The 19,587-nt window shown below is 71.7% G+C and carries 16 protein-coding genes and 1 pseudogene; 8 read left to right on the forward strand and 9 right to left on the reverse strand.

The window, feature by feature from the left end:
- Positions 1-197 precede the first annotated feature (197 nt).
- Positions 198-797, reverse strand: coding sequence for an Rv3235 family protein (locus Sm713_RS09750; RefSeq protein ID WP_212911902.1), 600 nt, complete (start codon positions 795-797; stop codon positions 198-200).
- Positions 798-1,223: 426 nt separating this feature from the next.
- Between Sm713_RS09750 and Sm713_RS09755 the strand changes: the two genes are divergently transcribed.
- The 3 genes from Sm713_RS09755 (at position 1,224) to Sm713_RS09765 (ending at position 8,451) form a co-directional block, all read left to right on the forward strand.
- Entirely contained in the window at positions 1,224-1,742 is a 519-nt protein-coding gene (locus Sm713_RS09755; RefSeq protein ID WP_212911903.1) for a hypothetical protein, read from the forward strand.
- Between the two features lie 106 nt (positions 1,743-1,848).
- Complete coding sequence (locus Sm713_RS09760) at positions 1,849-2,523, forward strand: HAD family hydrolase (RefSeq protein ID WP_212909243.1); 675 nt, start codon at positions 1,849-1,851, stop codon at positions 2,521-2,523.
- Between the two features lie 903 nt (positions 2,524-3,426).
- Entirely contained in the window at positions 3,427-8,451 is a 5,025-nt protein-coding gene (locus Sm713_RS09765; RefSeq protein ID WP_212909244.1) for an NAD-glutamate dehydrogenase, read from the forward strand.
- A gap of 421 nt (positions 8,452-8,872) precedes the next feature.
- On the opposite strand, the gene Sm713_RS09770 is transcribed toward Sm713_RS09765, so the two are convergent.
- Complete coding sequence (locus Sm713_RS09770) at positions 8,873-9,685, reverse strand: ABC transporter ATP-binding protein (RefSeq protein ID WP_212911904.1); 813 nt, start codon at positions 9,683-9,685, stop codon at positions 8,873-8,875.
- Between the two features lie 4 nt (positions 9,686-9,689).
- A complete protein-coding gene (locus tag Sm713_RS09775) occupies positions 9,690-10,640 on the reverse strand; it encodes an ABC transporter permease (protein WP_212909245.1) in 951 nt (316 codons plus the stop codon).
- 217 nt (positions 10,641-10,857) lie between these two features.
- Here Sm713_RS09775 and Sm713_RS09780 point away from each other — a divergent pair, with 217 nt between their 5' ends.
- Together Sm713_RS09780 and Sm713_RS09785 are read left to right on the forward strand one after the other, a co-directional pair.
- Positions 10,858-11,622, forward strand: a complete 765-nt coding sequence (locus Sm713_RS09780; RefSeq protein ID WP_212911905.1) for a TetR/AcrR family transcriptional regulator — start codon at positions 10,858-10,860, stop codon at positions 11,620-11,622.
- Between the two features lie 184 nt (positions 11,623-11,806).
- Positions 11,807-12,589: a class I SAM-dependent methyltransferase gene (locus Sm713_RS09785; RefSeq protein WP_212909246.1), complete on the forward strand. Its 783-nt coding sequence runs from the start codon at positions 11,807-11,809 to the stop codon at positions 12,587-12,589.
- 123 nt (positions 12,590-12,712) lie between these two features.
- Here the strand turns inward: Sm713_RS09785 and Sm713_RS09790 are convergent, their stop codons facing one another.
- Together Sm713_RS09790 and Sm713_RS09795 are read right to left on the reverse strand one after the other, a co-directional pair.
- Entirely contained in the window at positions 12,713-13,570 is an 858-nt protein-coding gene (locus Sm713_RS09790; RefSeq protein ID WP_212909247.1) for an LLM class flavin-dependent oxidoreductase, read from the reverse strand.
- A gap of 249 nt (positions 13,571-13,819) precedes the next feature.
- Complete coding sequence (locus Sm713_RS09795; RefSeq protein ID WP_212909248.1) at positions 13,820-14,389, reverse strand: TetR/AcrR family transcriptional regulator; 570 nt, start codon at positions 14,387-14,389, stop codon at positions 13,820-13,822.
- A 108-nt stretch (positions 14,390-14,497) separates the two neighbouring features.
- Between Sm713_RS09795 and Sm713_RS09800 the strand changes: the two genes are divergently transcribed.
- Positions 14,498-15,265: an SDR family oxidoreductase gene (locus tag Sm713_RS09800; protein WP_212909249.1), complete on the forward strand. Its 768-nt coding sequence runs from the start codon at positions 14,498-14,500 to the stop codon at positions 15,263-15,265.
- Here Sm713_RS09800 and Sm713_RS09805 read toward each other — a convergent pair.
- Positions 15,249-15,536 (reverse strand): DUF397 domain-containing protein, encoded by a 288-nt coding sequence (locus Sm713_RS09805; protein ID WP_212909250.1) that lies wholly within the window; start codon positions 15,534-15,536, stop codon positions 15,249-15,251. The two genes, Sm713_RS09800 and Sm713_RS09805, sit on opposite strands and share 17 nt — an antisense overlap.
- 13 nt (positions 15,537-15,549) lie before the next feature.
- Positions 15,550-16,449 carry a DUF5753 domain-containing protein gene (locus Sm713_RS09810; RefSeq protein WP_308293158.1) on the reverse strand — a complete coding sequence of 300 codons (900 nt, stop codon included), beginning with the start codon at positions 16,447-16,449 and terminating at the stop codon, positions 15,550-15,552.
- 593 nt (positions 16,450-17,042) lie between these two features.
- On the opposite strand from Sm713_RS09810, the pseudogene Sm713_RS09815 reads away from it, so the two are divergent.
- Positions 17,043-17,171, forward strand: a pseudogene (locus tag Sm713_RS09815) (MBL fold metallo-hydrolase); the annotation flags it as partial.
- A gap of 36 nt (positions 17,172-17,207) precedes the next feature.
- Here the strand turns inward: Sm713_RS09815 and Sm713_RS09820 are convergent.
- Positions 17,208-17,924: a hypothetical protein gene (locus Sm713_RS09820; protein ID WP_212909251.1), complete on the reverse strand. Its 717-nt coding sequence runs from the start codon at positions 17,922-17,924 to the stop codon at positions 17,208-17,210.
- Positions 17,881-18,897 carry a hypothetical protein gene (locus Sm713_RS09825; RefSeq protein WP_212909252.1) on the reverse strand — a complete coding sequence of 339 codons (1,017 nt, stop codon included), beginning with the start codon at positions 18,895-18,897 and terminating at the stop codon, positions 17,881-17,883. Before Sm713_RS09825 ends, Sm713_RS09820 begins: the two co-directional genes overlap by 44 nt.
- Positions 18,898-18,986: 89 nt before the next feature.
- Here Sm713_RS09825 and Sm713_RS09830 point away from each other — a divergent pair, with 89 nt between their 5' ends.
- Positions 18,987-19,571, forward strand: coding sequence for an Lrp/AsnC family transcriptional regulator (locus Sm713_RS09830; RefSeq protein WP_212909253.1), 585 nt, complete (start codon positions 18,987-18,989; stop codon positions 19,569-19,571).
- Positions 19,572-19,587 lie beyond the last annotated feature (16 nt).

Raw genomic sequence — 19,587 nt, forward strand, 5'->3', positions numbered from 1 at the left:
CCACGACGATGCCGTTGGATTAGTGGCGGTGGTGGCTGACTCGGGTCCGGCCGGAGGCCGGGTCTTTTGGGCGCGGGGAACTGGGCGGGCAGCCATCGCGCTGCCGTTGCGTCGTCTTCGGTGGTTGTCGGGTCGTTCCGGCCGGAGGCCGGGGGGCCGCGTATTGGTGCCGGAATTCACACGTTTGGGTGGCCCCCTTAGCCGACTGACTCCGGTGGGCGGCGTAGGGCGGGGCCGCCCAGTTCGACGGCGGTGCAGCGCCAGCGCTGGTCGCGGCCGAGTTCCAGGCGGAACGCCAGGGCGCTCAGACGCTCGCCCGCGCCGATGCGCGCGAAGGCCTCCACGGCGCCCTCCCGGGGCACGAAGAAGCCGATGTCGAGGACGACCGGGCGGCTCCCCCGGGCGCGCAGGGGCGAGCGTTCGGCCAGCCAGGCCAGGTCGTCGTAGGCCTGGCCCGCGGTGTGCCGCAGCATCCAGTGCACGGGGCGCTGGCCGCTCAGGACGGCGAGCAGCTTGTCGGCGAAGACGTCCGTGGGGCGCCCGGCACCGGGCGCGTCCGTGGTCCGGCGGGTGCCCGCTGGGGCAGGGGGCGGTCCCCCGGGCGCGGGCGATCCTGGAGTGGTCTGGGGGCCGGTCCGGGTGGTCGTGCGGACGGGCGTACCACCCGGGCGGCGCGTGTCGTGGCGGCCGGGCGGGCGGGTGCTGCCGCGGCGGCCCGGGCCGGTGAGCGCGGCGGCGGGACGGGCGCCGGCTCCGGCGCGGCGGTGGGCCGGCAGTCGTGTCATCACCTTGATCATCGGGTCCATGGGCGCTCCCCCGCTCCGCCACCCGGGTCTACCGGGCAGTAGCTTGTCTTGGGGATCTTGTACGAGGAGCCGGGCGGGTGCCGCAACCGGAGCGGGGGCGAGTGTCGGGCCCGGAAAGATTCACCTATCCGGGGGTAACGGCGGTGAGGGCCGCGGGGGGCGTGGTGGGATGGTGCGCCATCCGCGGGCGGCACGGGCTTCGGGATGCGGCTCACCGGCCGGCGGCTCGCCCACGTATCCTGTGGCCCGCTCCAGCAGGTCCCACGGCCCGTTCCGACAGGCCCCGGCCGGTTCTCTTGCAGGTGCCCCGAGGCGGGGTCCTGCGGGCCCCTGCCGGTCCCTTGCAGCGCCGGCGGGCTCCTGGTGGGCGGGCTCGGCAGCGACGACCGATGACCGATGACGACGAAAGCGGCCAGCATGCGTGTCTACGTCCCCCTGACCCTCCCCGGCCTGGCAGCGGCGCACAGGACGGGCGAGCTGGGGCCCGGGCCGCTGACCGCGTACGCGGTGACGCCCGCGCTGCGCGAGTGGTACCTCTCCGACGACATCGAGGAGCTGGAGTACGCGGCCCTGAACCGTGCTGCCGTCGCCTCCCTGCGCCTGCTGGCCACGCATCCGGGCACGCCCAGGCGCCGTGTGGTGGTGGCCGCGGACGTGCCGGACGGGGACGCCGTGGCCGATCCCGACCGCGGGCTCGACCCCGGGGCGCTGGGCGAGGTGCGGATCGCGAAGCCGGTGGGGATGGACCGGGCGGCGGCGGTGCACGTGGACGGCGACGAGGCCGAGCACGACGTCACCGCGGCGGCCGAGGCGCTGGGGGCGGCCGATCTGGGGGACGACGACGCGCAGTTCACCGTCGACGGGGCCGAGGACCACGATCTGCTGTGGTACGCGACCCAGGAGATCCCCAATCTGATCGCGGTGGAGTCGGACTAGAGGGCTCGCCTCGGGAGAAGGCGGTGGGGCCTCGCCCGGGGCGTCGGGTGCCCCGGGACAGCGCGGTCCCGGGGGACTGTCAGTGGTGCGGGGTAGCTTTTCCGGCATGGGATCGGATGCTGCGCACATCGTCTGGGACTGGAACGGCACGCTGTTCCACGACATCGACGCGGTGATGGGGGCCACGAACGCCGCGTTCGCCGAGATCGGGCTCGCGCCCATCACGCTGGAGACCTACCGCGAGCTGTACTGCGTGCCCGTGCCGAAGTTCTACGAGCGGTTGATAGGGCGGCTGCCCAGCGACGCGGAGTGGCTGGTCATGGACGCCGCCTTCCACCGCCACTACCGGCTGCACCGGGTGCGCTGCGGCCTCGCGGAGGGGGCGCAGGCGCTGCTCGCCCAGTGGCAGTCGGCGGGGCACAGCCAGTCGATCCTGAGCCTGTACATGCACGAGGAGCTGGTGCCGCTGGTGCGCGACTTCGGCATCGAGGCGCACTTCATACGCGTCGACGGGCGCACGGGGCCCTCGGGCGGGACGAAGGCGGAGCACATGGTCCGGCACCTTGCCGCGATGGCGGGTGCCGGGGTCGATCCGGGTCGTGCCGTGGTGATCGGGGACGCCCTTGACGACGCGGTCGCCGCGCAGCATGTGGGGGCGCATGCGGTGCTCTACACCGGGGGGTCGCACAGTCGGGCCGCGCTGGAGGCGGAGTCGGGGGGTGCGCCTGTGGTCGACACGCTTGCGGAGGCGGTGGAGGTGGCGGGGGGTCTCGTGCGGTAGGCCTCCGGCGGCCCGCTTTTTCGTGTGCGGGAATCACTCTTTCGGGGAGGGGGCGGGGTCGGTGCCCCCTGCGCCCCCTTGGGCCTGCGCCCCCTTGGGCCTGCGGCCATCCAGCCCCCGGGCGGCCTCGTCAGCAGTCGTCTGTCCGGTGGCCGGGAGCGGTCGAGGGTGCCCCTCGGGTGTGTGGCGGTCTGGCGGTTTCGTCGTGGCTGGTCGCGCAGTTCCCCGCGCCCCTTTTGGGCCTGCGGCCCTTTTCGGGCCTGCGGCCCCCGCCGCACGCGGTGGGACGAGCCGGCATGGGGGTGGCCCCCTCGGGTGTGTGGCGGTCTGGCGGTTTCGCCGTGGCTGGTCGCGCAGTTCCCCGCGCCCCCTTATGGGCCTGCGGCCCACTTGGGCCCGCGCCCCCTTCGGGCCCGCGGCCCATCCGGCGCCCGACGCCCCGTGTTCGGGGTTGAGCGATCGATTTCGGCCAACCTAAGGTCCCCTGGACGGAGTAACCCGGGGCGTTCCGCCTGTGAGGGTGGTGGGGCGGCTCGTGCTGCTGGATCCATTGCACAGTGGCCAGGGGGACCGCACTCGCGCATAGTGCCAAGTTCCGGCCACCGTTTTGTGTAGCCCTGGCCGATGACACCCTCGCCGCGGAGAGGGGTAGCGTGGTCCTGTGATCAGCGCGATATGTCGCGGGGGCGTCGCCCCTGCTCCGCGCCCGGAGAGTACGGGAACACACCGTCGCCGGGCCCTCGCTGGTCGACTCGTATGGGGCCCGGCCGTGGAAAACGCAGGAAAAGCCCCGCTCACCTCTCATCGCCGCCTAACGTCGAATGGGAGCGGAAACCCCGCGGCGCGGCGTTACCTTTCATCACTTTACGTCACGCAACGGTGCGCGACAGGAGCTAGAGGACAATGCAGACCAAGCTGGACGAAGCAAAAGCCGAGTTGCTCGCGCGAGCCGCTCGGGTAGCTGAGAACAGCCCGGCAGGGGGGCACCTTCCGACCGGGACCGGGACGACGGGTGGACCGGGCGCTCCGGACCAGGACGCTGTGCTCGCGTTCCTCCAGCGCTACTACCTGCACACCGCCGCCGAGGACCTGGCGGACCGCGATCCGGTCGACGTCTTCGGTGCCGCCTTCTCCCACTACCGATTGGCTGAAAACCGTCCGCAAGGTACGGCAAATGTCCGGGTTCACACGCCGACCGTCGAGGAGAACGGCTGGACGTGCAGCCACTCGGTGGTCGAGGTGGTCACGGACGACATGCCCTTCCTGGTCGATTCCGTCACCAACGAGCTGTCCCGCCAGAGCCGCGGTATCCACCTGGTGATCCACCCCCAGGTGGTGGTGCGCCGCGACATCACCGGCAAGCTCCTGGACGTCCTGCCCGCCGAGGAGCCCCAGCCGTCGGGCAAGCCCGATCTGCCGCACGACGCTCTCACGGAGAGCTGGATCCATGTGGAGATCGATCGCGAGACCGACCGCGGTGACCTGAAGCAGATCACCGAGGATCTGCTGCGCGTGCTCTCCGACGCCCGCGAGGCCGTCGAGGACTGGGAGAAGATGCGCGACGCGGCGCTGCGGATCGCCGACGGCCTCGCCACCGAGCCCACCCCGACCGACCTCCCCGACGAGGAGATCGAGGAGGCCCGCGAGCTGCTCCGGTGGCTCTCCTCGGACCACTTCACGTTCCTCGGCTACCGCGAGTACGACCTGCGCGGCGACGACGCGCTGGCCGCCGTCCCCGGCACGGGCCTCGGAATCCTCCGCTCCGACCCGCAGCACGACACGGACGAGGACCATCCGGTCAGCCCGTCCTTCAGCCGGCTGCCCGCCGACGCCCGCGCCAAGGCCCGCGAGCACAGGCTGCTCATCCTCACCAAGGCCAACAGCCGCGCCACGGTGCACCGCCGCTCGTACCTGGACTACGTGGGCGTCAAGAAGTTCGACTCGGACGGCAACGTCATCGGGGAGCGGCGCTTCCTCGGCCTGTTCTCCTCCGCGGCGTACACCGAGTCCGTGCGCCGGGTGCCGGTGGTCCGGCGCAAGGTGCAGGCCGTGCTGCGCGGCGCCGGGTTCTCGCCCAGCAGCCACGACGGCCGCGACCTGTTGCAGATCCTGGAGACGTACCCCAGGGACGAGCTCTTCCAGACCCCGGCCGACGAGCTCCAGGCCATCGTCACCAGCGTGCTCTACCTCCAGGAGCGGCGCCGCCTGCGGCTCTACCTCCGCAAGGACGAGTACGGCCGCTACTACTCGGCCCTGGTCTACCTGCCCCGCGACCGGTACACCACCGGCGTCCGGCTGCGCATCGTGGACATCCTCAAGGACGAGCTGCGCGGCGACAGCGTCGACTTCACCGCCTGGAACACCGAGTCGATCCTCTCCCGGCTGCACTTCGTCGTCCGCGTCGCGTCCGGCACCGAGCTGCCGCAGCTCAGCGACGGCGACCGGGACCGCATCGAGGCCCGTCTCGTGGAGGCCGCGCGGAGCTGGGACGACGGGTTCAGCGAGGCGCTGAACGCCGAGTGCGGCGAGGAGCGGGCCGCCGAGCTGCTCCGCCGCTACCAGGGCGCGTTCCCCGAGGGCTACAAGGCCGACCACACTCCCCGCGCGGCGGTCGCCGACCTCGTCCACCTGGAGAAGCTGAACGGCCAGAAGGGCGCCGGCGGCAAGCGCCGTGGGCGCGTGCAGGACTTCGCGCTCTCCCTCTACGAGCCGGTGGGCGCCGCTCCCGACGAGCGCCGCTTCAAGATCTACCGGACCGGCGGCCAGGTCTCGCTCTCCTCGGTGCTGCCGGTGCTCAGCCGGCTGGGCGTGGAGGTCACCGACGAGCGCCCCTACGAGCTGCGGTGCACCGACCGCGAGGCCGCGTGGATCTACGACTTCGGCCTGAGGATGCCCAAGCCGACCGGCACCGCGGGCGACTACCTGGGTGACGACGCGCGCGAGCGGTTCCAGGAGGCCTTCGCGGCCGTGTGGACCGGGCAGGCGGAGAACGACGGCTTCAACGCCCTGGTGCTCGGCGCGGGCCTGAACTGGCGCGAGGCGATGGTGCTGCGCGCCTACGCCAAGTACCTGCGCCAGGCCGGCTCCACGTTCAGCCAGGACTACATGGAGGACACCCTCCGCACCAACGTGCACACCACCCGGCTGCTCGTCTCCCTCTTCGAGGCGCGGATGGCGCCCGAGCGGCAGCGCGCCGGGACCGAGCTGATCGACGGCCTGCTGGAGGAGGTGCAGGGCGCCCTCGACCAGGTGGCCAGCCTCGACGAGGACCGGATCCTGCGGTCCTTCCTCACCGTCATCAAGGCCACCCTGCGCACCAACTTCTTCCAGAGCGCGGACGGCGGGGGTGAGAAGGACGGCGAGGAAGGCGGAGCCGCGGGCCGGCCGCACGGCTACGTCTCCATGAAGTTCGACCCGCAGGCCATCCCCGACCTGCCGGCGCCCCGGCCGGCGTACGAGATCTGGGTGTACTCGCCCCGGGTCGAGGGAGTCCACCTCAGGTTCGGGAAGGTCGCGCGCGGCGGCCTGCGCTGGTCGGACCGGAAGGAGGACTTCCGTACGGAGATCCTCGGCCTGGTCAAGGCGCAGATGGTGAAGAACACCGTGATCGTGCCGGTGGGCGCCAAGGGCGGCTTCGTCGCCAAGCAGCTCCCGGACCCGTCGGTGGACCGCGAGGCCTGGCTCGCCGAGGGCATCGCCTGCTACCGGACCTTCATCTCCGCGCTGCTCGACATCACCGACAACCTCGTGGCCGGCGACGTGGTGCCGCCGGACGACGTCGTCCGGCACGACGAGGACGACACCTACCTGGTCGTCGCCGCCGACAAGGGCACCGCCACGTTCTCCGACATCGCCAACGAGGTCGCGCAGGAGTACAACTTCTGGCTGGGCGACGCGTTCGCCTCCGGCGGCTCCGCCGGGTACGACCACAAGGGCATGGGCATCACCGCCCGGGGCGCCTGGGAGTCCGTGAAGCGGCACTTCCGTGAGCTGGGCCACGACACGCAGACGGAGGAGTTCACCGTCGTCGGCGTCGGCGACATGTCCGGTGACGTCTTCGGCAACGGCATGCTGCTCAGCGAGCACGTCCGCCTCGTCGCGGCCTTCGACCACCGGCACATCTTCATCGACCCGGTCCCCGACGCGGCCACCTCGTACGCGGAGCGGCGCCGGCTCTTCGAGCTGCCCCGCAGCTCCTGGGCCGACTACGACAAGGAGCTGCTGTCGGCCGGCGGCGGGATCTTCCCGCGCACCGCCAAGTCCATCCAGCTCAACGCCCACATCCGCGAGGCGCTCGGCATCGAGGGCAACGCCGTCAAGATGACCCCGGCCGACCTGATGCGCACCATCCTCAAGGCCCCGGTCGACCTCCTGTGGAACGGCGGCATCGGCACCTACGTCAAGGCCGGCAGCGAGTCCCACGCGGACGTCGGCGACAAGGCGAACGACGCGATCCGGGTGGACGGCGCCGATCTGCGCGTCCGGGTCGTCGGCGAGGGCGGCAACCTCGGCCTCACCCAGCTCGGCCGGATCGAGTTCGCCGACCGCGGCGGCCGGGTCAACACCGACGCGATCGACAACAGCGCCGGCGTGGACACCTCCGACCACGAGGTGAACATCAAGATCCTGCTCAACGCGGTGGTGGCCAACGGCGACCTGACCGTGAAGCAGCGCAACAAGCTGCTCGCCGAGATGACCGACGAGGTCGGCTCCCTGGTGCTGCGGAACAACTACGCGCAGAACATCGCGCTGGCCAACTCCGTCGCCCAGGCGCCCTCGCTCCTCCACGCCCAGCAGCGCTTCATGCGCCGCCTGGCCCGCGAGGGCCACCTGGACCGCGCCCTGGAGTTCCTGCCCAGCGACCGCCAGATCAAGGAGCGGCTGAACGCCGGCCGCGGCCTGAGCCAGCCCGAGCTGGCCGTGCTCCTCGCCTACACGAAGATCACGGCCGCCGACGAGATCATCGGCACCAGCCTGCCGGACGACCCGCACCTCCAGCGCCTGCTGCACGCGTACTTCCCGCAGGCCGTGCGCGAACGGTACGAGGAGCAGATCGACGCCCACGCGCTGCGCCGCGAGATCATCACGACGCTGCTGATCAACGACACCGTGAACACCGGTGGCACCTCGTTCCTGCACCGGCTGCGCGAGGAGACCGGGGCGAGCATGGAGGAGATCATCCGGGCGCAGCTCACGGCCCGGGAGATCTTCAACCTGGCCACCGTCTGGGACGCGGTGGAGGACCTCGACAACGTGGTCGCCGCCGGCGTGCAGACCCGGATCAGGCTGCACTCGCGGCGCCTCGTCGAGCGCGGCACCCGCTGGCTGCTCAACAACAGGCCGCAGCCGTTGCAGCTCACCGAGACGGTCGAGTTCTTCGGCGAGGGTGTCAGCCGCGTCTGGGGCGAGCTGCCGAAGCTGCTGCGCGGCAGCGACGCCGAGTGGTTCCAGTCGCTCAACGACGAGCTGGCCGGGGCGGGCGTCCCCGGGGAGCTGGCCGAGCGGGTGGCCGGGTTCTCGTCGGCGTTCCCGACGCTGGACATCGTCGCCATCGCCGACCGGATGCACAAGGACCCGCTGGAGGTCGCCGAGATCTACTACGACCTCGGGGACCGGCTGAACATCGCCCGGTTGATGGACCGCGTCACCGAGCTGCCGCGCACCGACCGCTGGCAGTCCATGGCGCGTGCCTCCATCCGCGAGGACCTGAACGCGGCGCACGCCGCCCTCACGGCGGATGTGCTCGCGGTCGGGGACGGCCTTGCGACGCCCGAGCAGCGCTTCAAGGCGTGGGAGCAGAAGAACGCGGCGATCCTCGGGCGGGCCCGGGCCACGCTGGAGGAGATCCAGGGGTCGGACTCGTTCGACCTGGCGAACCTGTCGGTGGCGATGCGGACGATGCGGACGCTGCTGCGGACGCACCACTGACCGGTACTACGCGTACGGCGCCCCTTCGGGGGCGTCGGGCCGGTTCCGTTAGGGGCGCGGGGAAGGCGACCTTGCAGGTCGTCACCGGCCGGAAGTGGTGGTTTCGGCCGTGTCCGGACCATCGGCCGGTGGGGCTTGCCCGCGCAGTTCCCCGCGCCCCTTTCAGGTCGGGGCTGCGCCCCGTACCCGTTCCGGCGGGGCGGTTTCGGTCGTGTCCGGACCATCAGTCCGTAGGTGGTGCTCGCGCAGTTCCCCGCGCCCCGCAAGGGGCGCGGGGAACTGCGCGAGCAACCACGACGAGACGAGTCAGGACGCCACCGTCCGAAAGGGGCTGTCTCTGTCGTGCCCGGGCCGGGCGCCGGGCGCCCACCTCCGGTGGGTGACCGGCGCCCGGCGCTTTTTTCGGCTCTCCGCCGGGGCCCTACTTCTTCGTGAACGCCTCGTACTCCTTGATGACGTCCGCCGTCGGCCCGTCCATCCTCAGCTCGCCGCGCTCCAGCCACAGCACCCGTTCGCAGGTGTCGCGGATGGAGTTGTTGTTGTGGCTGACGAGGAAGACCGTGCCGGCCTCGGCGCGCAGTTCGCGGATGCGGGCCTCCGAGCGGCGCTGGAACGAGCGGTCGCCGGTGGCGAGGGCCTCGTCGATGAGGAGGACGTCGTGGTCCTTGGCCGCGGCGATCGAGAACCGCAGCCGGGCCGCCATACCGGACGAGTAGGTCCGCATCGGGAGGGTGATGAAGTCGCCCTTCTCGTTGATCCCGGAGAAGTCGACTATCCCCTGGTACCGCTCCTTGATCTGCGCACGGGACATGCCCATGGCGAGACCGCCGAGGTAGACGTTCCGCTCGCCCGTCAGGTCGTTCATCAGGGCCGCGTTCACGCCGAGCAGCGAGGGCTGGCCGTTGGTGAAGATCTGGCCGTTCTCCACGGGCAGCAGCCCGGCGATGGCCTTGAGCAGGGTCGACTTGCCGGAGCCGTTGGTTCCGATGAGGCCGATCGCCTCGCCCTTGTAGGCGGTGAACGAGACCTTCTTGACCGCGTGCACGGTCCGCACGCCCGACGCCTTCGCCGTGGAGCCCGGCCGCAGGATCCGGCGGAGCGCGGCGGGGGCGCCGCCCCGGCCGCCCTTGGTGCCGTTGACGCGGTAGACGATGTCGACGTCGTCGACGATCACTGTGGGGGCGGGGCCGTCGCCGGGCGCGCCGCCCTGCCCCTCGCTGCCGGTGTGGGTCATCGTGTCAGCCACGGCCGTACGTCTCCTCCGCCTGCCAGAAAAAGATGAACCCGCCGACTCCGGCGACCAGCGCCCAGCCCACGGCCAGCGCCCAGACGTGGGGCGGCAGCTGGTCGGCGTGGAAGCTGTCGATGAGCGAGAAGCGCATCAGGTCGATGTAGACGGCGGCCGGGTTGGCCTGGAGCAGCAGCTTGACGAACCCCGGGACGCTGCGGCCGTCGAGCAGCTTGTTGATGCTCCACATCACGCCGGACATGTACATCCAGGTGCGCAGCACGAACGGCATGAGCTGCGAGAGGTCCGGCGTGTTGCTGCCGAGACGCGCCATGATCATGGCGAGCCCGGCGTTGAACGTGAACTGGAGGGTGAGCGCGGGGATCGCCAGCAGCCAGGAGAAGGCCGGCGGCACCCCGAAGCAGACGCAGATCACGATCAGGGCGCACATCGAGAACAGCAGCTGCTGGAGCTGCTGGAGGCAGAACGAGATCGGCAGCGACGCCCGGGGGAAGTGCAGGGCGCGCACCAGCCCCAGGCTGCCGGAGATGGCGCGGGTGCCCGCCATCACCGACTGCTGGGTGAACGTGTACACGAACACGCCCGTGACCAGGAACGGGATGTAGTCCGGCACGCCCCGCTTGGAGTTGAGCAGCAGGCCGAAGATGAGGTAGTAGACCGCGGCGTTCAGCAGCGGGGTCATGATCTGCCAGACCTGGCCGAGCTTGGCCTGGCTGTACTGCGAGGTCAGCTTGGCGGTGGCGAACGCGGTGATGAAGTGCCGCCGCTGCCAGAGCCGGCGCACGTATTCGGGCAGGCTCGGCCGTGAGCCGCTGACCGTGAGGCCGTACCGGGCGGCGAGCTCGGTGGGCGAGAGGGCGGCCTGGGTGGCGCTCGCCGCGCCGGAGCCCCCGGGGGAGGGCTCCGCCGGTGAGGACGGCGTGTGGAGTACCTGGCTCACATCCGTTTGCTTTCGCTCGGGGAGGGGTGAACGATGTTGCGGATCCGCTCACAGTGTCTTGATATATGCGTTGGGACGGTTCCGTATCGTCGCAGCGTCGAGAGTAGAGCGTGTTGCCGTCGGAACGCAACCGTTTCGTTGTAACGTCGAATCTATGCTGTCCCTCATGACGACGTCGCCGACCAACTCCACGGATCCCGCCGACCGGGCGGAACCTGTGGAGCCCGCGCGATCTCCGGCGGGCGCGGCCGGCTCGGCGGGCGCGGCCGGCTCGGCGGGCGCCGCGGCCCCCGAGGGGGCCCCAGGGCCCGGCTCCGCACCGGCGGACGACGCACCGGCGAGCGGGGCACCGACGCCGGCGAGCGGGGCACCTGCGGGCGCCGCACCCCGCCCGAGGCGGCGGGCACCGGCGGGCGCGGCCGTGCTGCGGGCGGACAAGACGGAGGCGATCCGGGTCGCCGTCTTCGAGGAGCTGGCGGCCGTCGGCTACGCCCGGATGTCGATCGAGGGCATCGCACGCCGCGCGGGGGTCGGCAAGACCGCGGTCTACCGCCGCTGGCGCTCCAAGCTGCACCTGGTGCTCGACCTGGTCTCGGCGCTCGCGGTGCAGGGGCTGCCGACGCCGGACACCGGCTCGCTGGAGGGCGACCTCAGGCTGCTGTACGAGCTGACGGCGCGCGCGCTGCGGCACCCCGTCGCGTCCCAGGTCATCCCCGACCTCCAGGCGGAGGCCGCGCGCAACGACGACATGGCGGAGGCCCTTCAGAAGGCCCTGCGGGAGGGGCAGGAGGGCGTGGCCAGCGGCATCGTCCGCGCGGCCGTGAACCGCGGCGAGCTCTCCGCCGACCTGGACGAGAACCTGGCCCTCGACCTCATCTCGGGGCCGCTGTACTGGCGCGCGGTGGTCGTCAGGGCGAAGCAGCCCAAGGGGTACCTCGCGCGGCTGGCGGCGGCCACGGCGGCGGGGCTGCGGACGCTCTGACCGCTGACGCGGTGGGGCGCGGTAGTACGCGGTAGTCGGACGGGGGTCCGTAGACGCGCCCGGCCGTCCGGCAGCCCCGGCCGCCCGGCTGAGCGGTTCCCCGGACACCCGCGACAGGCGGACGTGACCTGGACCATCCCCACCCGCCCCTCGTCGCCCCGCGCCGCTGCTGCATGCTGATGCGATGACCGTGGACTTCGGAAGGACATCGCACGACTACGCCCGGTACCGGACCGCGTTCCCGCCGGAGCTGTTCGCCCGGCTGGCCGGGATGGGCGTGGGCCTGCCCGGGCAGCGGGTCGCGGACCTCGGCACCGGAACCGGCGTGCTGGCCCGTGACCTGGCCGCCGCGGGATGCGCGGTGACCGGCGTCGACATCTCCCGGGCGCTGCTGGACCAGGCCCGCCGCCAGGACGCCGCGGCCGGCCTGGAGGTGGACTACCGCCTGGCCCCGGCGGAGGACACCGGCCTGCCGGGCGGGGCCTTCGACGTCGTCTCGGCGGGGCAGTGCTGGCACTGGTTCGACCGAGGCCGGGCCGCCGCGGAGGCCCACCGGCTGCTGGCGGCGGGCGGCGCGGTGGTGATCTGCCACCGCGACTACCTGGTACTGCCGGGCAACGTCGCCGAGGCCAGCGAGGACCTGGTGCTCGCGCACAATCCCGCATGGCGGATGGCCGGGGGGACCGGGATCCACGCGGCGTGGACGGTCGATGTCGCCGCCGCGGGCTTCCGGGACCTGGAGACGTTCAGCTTCGACATCGAGGTGCCGTTCACGCACGAGGAGTGGCGAGGGCGGATGCGGAGCTGCAACGGCGTCGGGGCGACCCTCTCCGACGCCGGGGTCGCGGCGTACGACGCGGAGCTGGCGCGTGTCCTGGCGGAACGCTTCCCGGAGGACCCGTTCACGGTCCCGCACCGCATCTGGGCGCTGGTGGCCCGCCGCGGGGGCGGTCCCGGGCGGCCGTAGGCCCCGACGGCCGCCCTGGGCCGTGGGTCTCCTGGCGGTTTCCCGGCGGGTTCACCCGCGGGACTCCGCCGTGCCACCAGGACCCCGCAGGTAGACCCGCCGGGCTCTGGGCCCTGCCAGCCCCTACAGGGCGGGCGGTCCCTGCTCGATGCGGCGGAGGACGGGTTCGAGGCGGTCCAGGTCGTCGCCCTCCTGGAGCTGGCGCTCGTCCCACCAGGTCGCGCCCGCGTCGACCAGCGGGCCGAGCGCGTCGCGGGCGCGGGCGGGATCGGTGGGGCTGACGCCGCCGAGGACCAGTTCGAAGGGGGCGCCGGGGTCCGCGCGGTGCTGCCGGATGTACGCGGCCAGCTCGCGGACCTCGTCGAGGGGCGGCAGGTGGCCGTGGCGGGCGGAGGCGAACAGCGGGACGGCGCCGTCGAAGCGGGCGGCGCGCCGCATCGGCGGACGGCTCGGCCAGAAACCGGCCACCCAGATGGGCGGGCGGGGCCGCTGCACGGTGCCGGGGCGCAGGATCACGTCCTTGGCCACGTAGTGCCGGCCCTCGTGCGTCACCGGCTCGCCCGTCCAGTACTTCTGCAACAGATCCAGGCCCTCGTCCAGGCGCTCGGCCAGCACCTTCGGGTCGGTGGCGTCGCCGAAGCTCTCGTACTCGTCCTCGATCGGCCCGCCGAGCCCCGTACCGAGGGTGACCCGGCCGCCGGTGAGGTGGTCGAGGGTGGCGACCTGCCGGGCGAGCTGGTGCGGCCGGCGCCGCGCCACCGGGGTGACGAGGGTGCCGAGCCGGATCCGCGAGGTGGCCAGCGCCGCCGCGGTCAGCAGCATCCAGGGGTCGCCGAAGGGCCGCGCGTGGCGCCGGTGCAGCACGTGGTCCCACACGAACAGCCCGTCCCACCCGGCCTCTTCCGCCGCGGCGGCGACGCGGGCCACGGTCCTGGGGTCGGAGAAGTCACCGAAGTTCGGAATATTGATCGAGAAGCGCACGGTCGCATGCTGCCGTGGCGGGGGCGTGGGGGCAATGGGGCGTGGCCGGGGGCCCGTTCCTGAGATCCTGCACGGCGCGGGCCGGGGAAGCGGCCGGCGCCACGGCTGAGGCCGTCGGCGTGCACCGTACCGAGCCGCCTCTCACCCTCCCGCTGGAAACGCGCCCGGAAGACTCCGCTCGGGAAGACCAGGTGACCGCCGTGCGTGTCGCCGCACGGGACCGGGGCGAGGCGGGTTCCGAGGCGGTTCTCAGACAGGCCGTGACTCTGCGGGCACCGCGCGCAGGCCGTTCAGGATGATGTCCAGCAGGTGCCGTGCGCGGGGCTCCCAGTCCCACGCGTCCAGCCGGGACAGGCAACTCAGCAGGAGGATGACATCGCGCGCGTCGACGTCCGCGCGAACGGTCCCGTCGGCCTTCCCGGCGTCCAGGAGCGTGGTCACCGCGTCGCCGATCGGACCGAGGCTGCGCGCCGTGAGGTCCTGCCACACCCCCACCTCGACCGCCGCGAACACCCCCTGCTTCACCTGCGCGTAGCCGGCCACCCGGTCGAACCACCGGCGCAGCGCCTCCAGCGGCGCGTGCTCGGCCAGCAGCCGCGGCGCCGCCGCGACGAGTTCTTCGACGTCCTGGCGGTAGACCTCGGCGAGCAGGTCCTCGCGGGTCGGGAAGTGGCGGTAGAGGGTGCCCTGTCCGACGCCCGCCTGCTTGGCGATCGCGTTCAGCTTGAACTCCTCGGAGCCGGCCACGGCGGCGCGCGCGGCCTCGATGATCCGCGCCCGGTTCTCCTCGGCATCGGCACGGCGGCGGGGTGCGTTCATCTCTCCTCTGACGGTGCGAAGTGGATAAGTGGACACGTGTCCGGTAGTCTGGAAGCTAATCGGACACGTGTCCAGATTACTGCGGCATCACCGAGAACGGAGCTGTTCATGTCGGAGATCACAGGAATCGCAGAGGTCACGGGGGTCAACGGCAAGGTCGTCGCCATCACCGGAGCGAGCAGCGGCATCGGCGAGGCCACGGCACGGCTGCTCGCCGAGCGCGGGGCGGCGGTCGTCCTGGGCGCCCGGCGTGCGGAGCGGCTGGAGAAGCTGGCAGGCGCCATCCGCGAGCGCGGCGGCCGTGCGGCCGTCCTCGCCGCCGACGTCACGCGGGCCGCGGACCTCGAACGCCTCGTCGAGCTTGCCGTCTCCGAGTTCGGCCGGCTCGACGTGCTCGTGGGCAACGCCGGCATCAGCAGGATCGGGCCGGTCGCCGACCTCGACGTTGACGGCTGGTCCTCGATGATCGACGTCAACCTCCGCGGCGTCCTGAACGGCATCGCCGCGGCGCTCCCGGTGTTCCGGCGGCAGGGGCGCGGGCACCTGGTGACGACGGTCTCCACGTCCGGCCTGAAGATCGTCCCCACGCAGGCGGTGTACGCGGCGACGAAGAACGCGGTCCGCACCCTCCTGGAAGCATTGCGGCAGGAGTCGACCGACGGGGTGCTGCGGACCACGGCGGTGTCGCCCGGCTTCGTCCGCACGGAACTCGTCGACTCCATCGACCACCCGGAGGTCCGGGAGGAGGCCCGCCGCAGGATGGACGAATTCGGCATCGACCCGGAGGCGGTGGCCCGCACCATCGCGTTCGCGATCGAGCAGCCGGACGACGTCGAGATCGGGGAGATCGTCATCCGGCCTACGGTGCAGGGCTGAGGTCCGGTGCGTCGAGGGTTTTGCCCTTGAGGGCGGTTATCAGTGCCCCTAGGGCCACGGGGGCGGTGGTGAGGATCGTGCCGGGCATCTCGCTCTCGCGGAGATGTATGTGGGCAGGGCTGTTTGTTGGTGCACTGAGTTCCACGCAGTCGCCGTCTGAGTTGCCGTCGGAGAACGATGACTTCTGCCAGGTGGCCGCGAGTTCGAGGCAGTTGCCCCCTGGGTTGCCGTCGGAATACGTCGACTTCTGCCACTGCGGAGTGGTTTCCATGGGCTGCCGCCTCTCATGGTTCGTGGGAGATCCGCATGATCAGGTCCCTTGATGCCCGCGGATCCAAAGCCGTGGATTCGATCCTCGTGTAGCGCTGTCGATATTGGTTGAGGCGCGCCTCTGCATCGACGAAGAACGCGCCGTGTCCAGTGTCGATCTGCACGGTGTCCAACTGGGGCACGGGTCCGCATGCGTACAGCATGGAGTGGCCAGCTCCTGCAAATGCCTCGCTGTCGAAAGGAACGACGCGCAACGTCACGTGAACTGCTTCCGACAGCGTGAGAATGCGGGCCAATTGGGCCTGGGCAACCTTGCAGCCTCCGACGCGGATCCGCAGGGCGGCCTCGTGAACCACTGCATCGAACGGCTTTCCGTGCTCTCCTGTGATGATCTTCTGTCGTTCCAGACGGAACTCGATGAAGCTGTCCAGCTCCTCTGGCGGCCAGCCGGGCGAGACGAAGCGAAAAGCTGCCCGCATGTGATCCTCTGTCTGGAGGAGTCCCGGGATGTGGGCCATCTCGAAGGTGCGGATGCTGAGGGCGTGATGCTCAAGTTCGGCAAGGTCCGGCCCTGATGGGGCCATGATCCCCCGATACTCCTCCCACCACCCCTTACCCCTCTCCGCGGCCATGGCCACCAACGCATCCACGTAAGCAGCGTCGTCGCACGCATAATGCGCCGCCAAGCGGCGGATCCGCTGCTCGCTGACGCCGAAGCGGCCCGCTTCCAGGTGGCTGAGCTGGGCCGAGCCGGAGCCGAGGATCTGTGCCGCCTCGCGGGCGGTGGCGCCCGCCGCCTCCCGCATCTTGCGCAGCTCGGTGCCGAGGCGCATCTGGCGTGCCGTGGGGTTTGGTCTGGGCGGCATCGGCTTTTCCTTGTCTGGCTGTTGAGCGTGCACGTCCGGGTGAAGCATGGCGGACAGGCTTGCTACGTATCAAATTTGTCCGCTACGTTCGGTGAAGGTTGCCGCACGCACCGTCGCGGCAACTATGGCAACCAGGTCATGCCAAACGCCAGTTGGAAGAGCACCCCACCGGGGCAACGCCACCGACCGGTACCCGCGAACCCCGCTCTGCCAGGAGTTGATTCGCCATGCCCAAAACCACACCACCCACCCCGCGAACCCCTCTCCCGTACCGCTACGCCCTCCACTGCCCCACATCCCCCCTCACCCCCACCGCCCCGAAGACCGCCCGCGACTGTGTCACCGCCGTACTCGCCTCCCGGCGCCTCGCCGCGCTCGCCGACGACGCGGCCCTCTCTGTACCTCGGAGTTGATGGCGAACGCCTGCCGTCACGCACGCAACAGCCCGTGTGCCGTCTTACGGCTGGTCGTCGACCCCCGGGGTCCCGTCGCACTCCGGATCACCGTGTACGACGGCGACGCCGAGGGGCTGCCGCTAGCGCCGCGTCAGAGCCGGCGTCCGGGGAACAGTCCACCTACGACCGAAGGAGCCCGCCGTGGACCAATGTGGCTTTGTCCACGCGTTCTCGTGGACAAAGCCAATCCTGCCGGGCCACGGCGACCGCCACCGGCTGCCCGCCGACGAGATGTCCCGGCGGCTCGCGGCCCTGACGGAACGCACCCGGTTGCTGCGGCCCCGGCCGGTCGACTTCACGGCCGTGCGGTGGTGAGCGGGCGATGTCCCTCGGCAATCGGGCGGACGGCGGTCAGGACCCGTGCACCCAGATCCGGAGCGGACCGAGCACCGCGAAACCGGCCCCGAGTGCATCCGCGAGGCCGTCCCCGTGCTCGTAGCCGACCAGGGCGAGGCCGGGGAAGTGTTCGGCCGCGGCGGTGATCGCCGACGACCAGGTGCCGGCCGTGTCGCAGCCGTCGGCCGTGAAGACGTTGGAGGCGCCGACGACCCCGGCACCGCTGTTCAGGACGGCACCCCCGTAGAGGTCGTCGTCCTTGCGGAGGGCGAGCACCAGCACCGACGGGTCGTCGAGCAGGGCCGGCCGGAAGACGTCCGGGGCCCTGGCACCGCCGTGCCAGGCGGCCACCCAGGCGCGGAGGGCGGCGGCCGTGGAGACCGGCTCGGCGCGCAGGGCCGGTGCCGCTCCTGCGGAGGGTCCCGCGGGGCGGTGGATCCACTGGGCGGTGAACAGTTCGACGAAGCCGGCCGCGGTGAGGTCGAGCGTGGCGAAACTGTCCTTGACCGAACACCCGGGTGACGCGGTGTCGATCCCGGACAGGACGTCCGCGGCCGCGGCGTCCGGGCGCAGGGTGACGGCGTCGGGGTGGTACTCCGGCGTCCGGCGCGCACTCATCCAGGCCGTCTCGCCGAAGGTGCTCGGTATGCCGTGGGAGCGGCAGACCGCGGCGCACCAGACGGCGTTGTTACGGGCGGCGGTACGCAGGGGAGTCGTCCCGTTCGAGGCCATTCGGGAAGGCTGGCACGTCCTTGGCCCGACCGCATGCCGATTCCCTCCCCCTGGGCCTGGGCTCGTTTCCCGGCCTCGCGTTCCGGTCTCCCCGACCGGCCTCCGGCGTTCCCCTGCCGTCCGCGGTGCCCACCGCGGGGAGTTCCCGGGAACGTGCGACCACGCGGGTGCGACGCGGCCGGCCGTGCCGTAGCGGCAGCCGTGCCAGCAGCATCGGCAGCAGTGTCTGGACGGCGGCGGCGGTGCCGCAGGCGAGGAGCACGGCGGCGGCGGAGGGCCAGCGGGGGAGGGCGAGGGCGAGAACGAGGAAGAAGGCGGCGCAGGCGAAGAAGCCCTGGAGGACACCGAGGAAGAAGTGCGCGGCGGCCAGGCCGCCCTGGGCCCGGTGGGTGAACAGGGCGAGGATGAGGGCGATCGCCTGAATCGGCGTCAGCAGGCCGGACAGGCGCGGGCCGAGGACCCCGGAGACGCTGGTCAGGACGAGCACGGTGGCACCGGCGCAGGCCATCCGCAGCGGAAGGTCCCACCATGCGCCGGGAGCCGCGGCAACGGCGGTGCCCGGTGGCCGCCACAGCAGCGTCCCGGTCAGCGCCACGGCGATCAGGGCGAGGGTGACGGGCAGCGCGGGCCTGGCCAGCCACAGCAGCACGGTCGACGCGGCGAAGACCGTGAGGGCGGCGAGGAGCGAGGCCGGCCGCCCGCGGCCGTGGCGGGCGGCGACGGCGTACGCCAGGGAGAGGCCCCAACTGGAGAGCAGTCCTTGGAGCGTCCCCGCGGCCGCCTGCGCCGCAACCACCGGGCCGTGCGCGGCGAGCAGCAGTACGACGACGGGGCCGGACGTCAGTGGAAGCCCGGCCAGCCGGCCACCGACGACGGGTCCCCAGTGCCGCTGCACGGCGGACATGAGCAGCACGAGTACGGGAGAGAGACAGATACGCAGCGTGATGAGGGCTATGTCCACGTGCCATGACATTGGCACGGATTACACTGCGATGGGCACTGATCTCCGCCTCGTATGCCTGATTCGGCGGTGGAAAACGCAGTGGAAGGCGAATGATGCCGATGATTTCTCGACGGACGGTTCCTGGACAGGCCCAGGGCGCTCCCGCTCCCCGCCGCGCGGTTCCCGGACGCGCACCGGGCCACGCCCCCGGACACGCCCCTGGATACGACGCACTGGACCGGATCGACCGGGCTCTGCTGCGGCTGCTCGCACAGGACAGCCGTGCCTCCTACCAGGAGCTGGGCAAGGCGGTGCGGCTCAGCGCCAACGCCACGGCCGAACGGGTCCGCAGGCTGCGCCGCGGCGGTGTCATCCGGGCCTACACCCTGGAGATCGAGCCTGCCGCGCTCGGCCAGAACCTGCGCGCGATGACCAGCGTCAAGCTCCGCGACGACATCAGGCGCGTGGAGTTCGAAGCCCGCCTCGCCGCCGTTCCCCAGGTCGTCGCCGCCTTCCACACCACCGGGCAGTACGACTACGAGCTCACCATCGACTGCGTCGATCCCAGCGAGCTGGAGTTCGTGGTGGGCAGGCTGAAGGAGGAGGCAGGCGTCCGGGACGCCAACAGCCGCCTCGTACTCAGCGAGGTTCCCCTGGATCCGCTGCGCGTCCTGGAGCCGCAGGACACCTCCGCCGAGCCGTAGGGCACCTGTGTCGAGC

Source organism: Streptomyces sp. TS71-3 (assembly GCF_018327685.1).
Lineage (GTDB): Bacteria > Actinomycetota > Actinomycetes > Streptomycetales > Streptomycetaceae > Streptomyces.

Coding starts and splice junctions, on each gene's coding strand:
- Sm713_RS09800 (WP_212909249.1), top strand. CDS start 14,498: ATGTCGGAGATCACAGGAATCGCAGAGGTCACGGGGGTCAACGGCAAG.
- Sm713_RS09755 (WP_212911903.1), top strand. CDS start 1,224: ATGCGTGTCTACGTCCCCCTGACCCTCCCCGGCCTGGCAGCGGCGCAC.
- Sm713_RS09810 (WP_308293158.1), bottom strand. CDS start 16,449: ATGCTTCACCCGGACGTGCACGCTCAACAGCCAGACAAGGAAAAGCCG.
- Sm713_RS09830 (WP_212909253.1), top strand. CDS start 18,987: ATGATTTCTCGACGGACGGTTCCTGGACAGGCCCAGGGCGCTCCCGCT.
- Sm713_RS09785 (WP_212909246.1), top strand. CDS start 11,807: ATGACCGTGGACTTCGGAAGGACATCGCACGACTACGCCCGGTACCGG.
- Sm713_RS09765 (WP_212909244.1), top strand. CDS start 3,427: ATGCAGACCAAGCTGGACGAAGCAAAAGCCGAGTTGCTCGCGCGAGCC.
- Sm713_RS09820 (WP_212909251.1), bottom strand. CDS start 17,924: ATGGCCTCGAACGGGACGACTCCCCTGCGTACCGCCGCCCGTAACAAC.
- Sm713_RS09795 (WP_212909248.1), bottom strand. CDS start 14,389: ATGAACGCACCCCGCCGCCGTGCCGATGCCGAGGAGAACCGGGCGCGG.
- Sm713_RS09825 (WP_212909252.1), bottom strand. CDS start 18,897: ATGTCATGGCACGTGGACATAGCCCTCATCACGCTGCGTATCTGTCTC.
- Sm713_RS09760 (WP_212909243.1), top strand. CDS start 1,849: ATGGGATCGGATGCTGCGCACATCGTCTGGGACTGGAACGGCACGCTG.
- Sm713_RS09750 (WP_212911902.1), bottom strand. CDS start 797: ATGATCAAGGTGATGACACGACTGCCGGCCCACCGCCGCGCCGGAGCC.
- Sm713_RS09805 (WP_212909250.1), bottom strand. CDS start 15,536: ATGGAAACCACTCCGCAGTGGCAGAAGTCGACGTATTCCGACGGCAAC.
- Sm713_RS09770 (WP_212911904.1), bottom strand. CDS start 9,685: ATGACCCACACCGGCAGCGAGGGGCAGGGCGGCGCGCCCGGCGACGGC.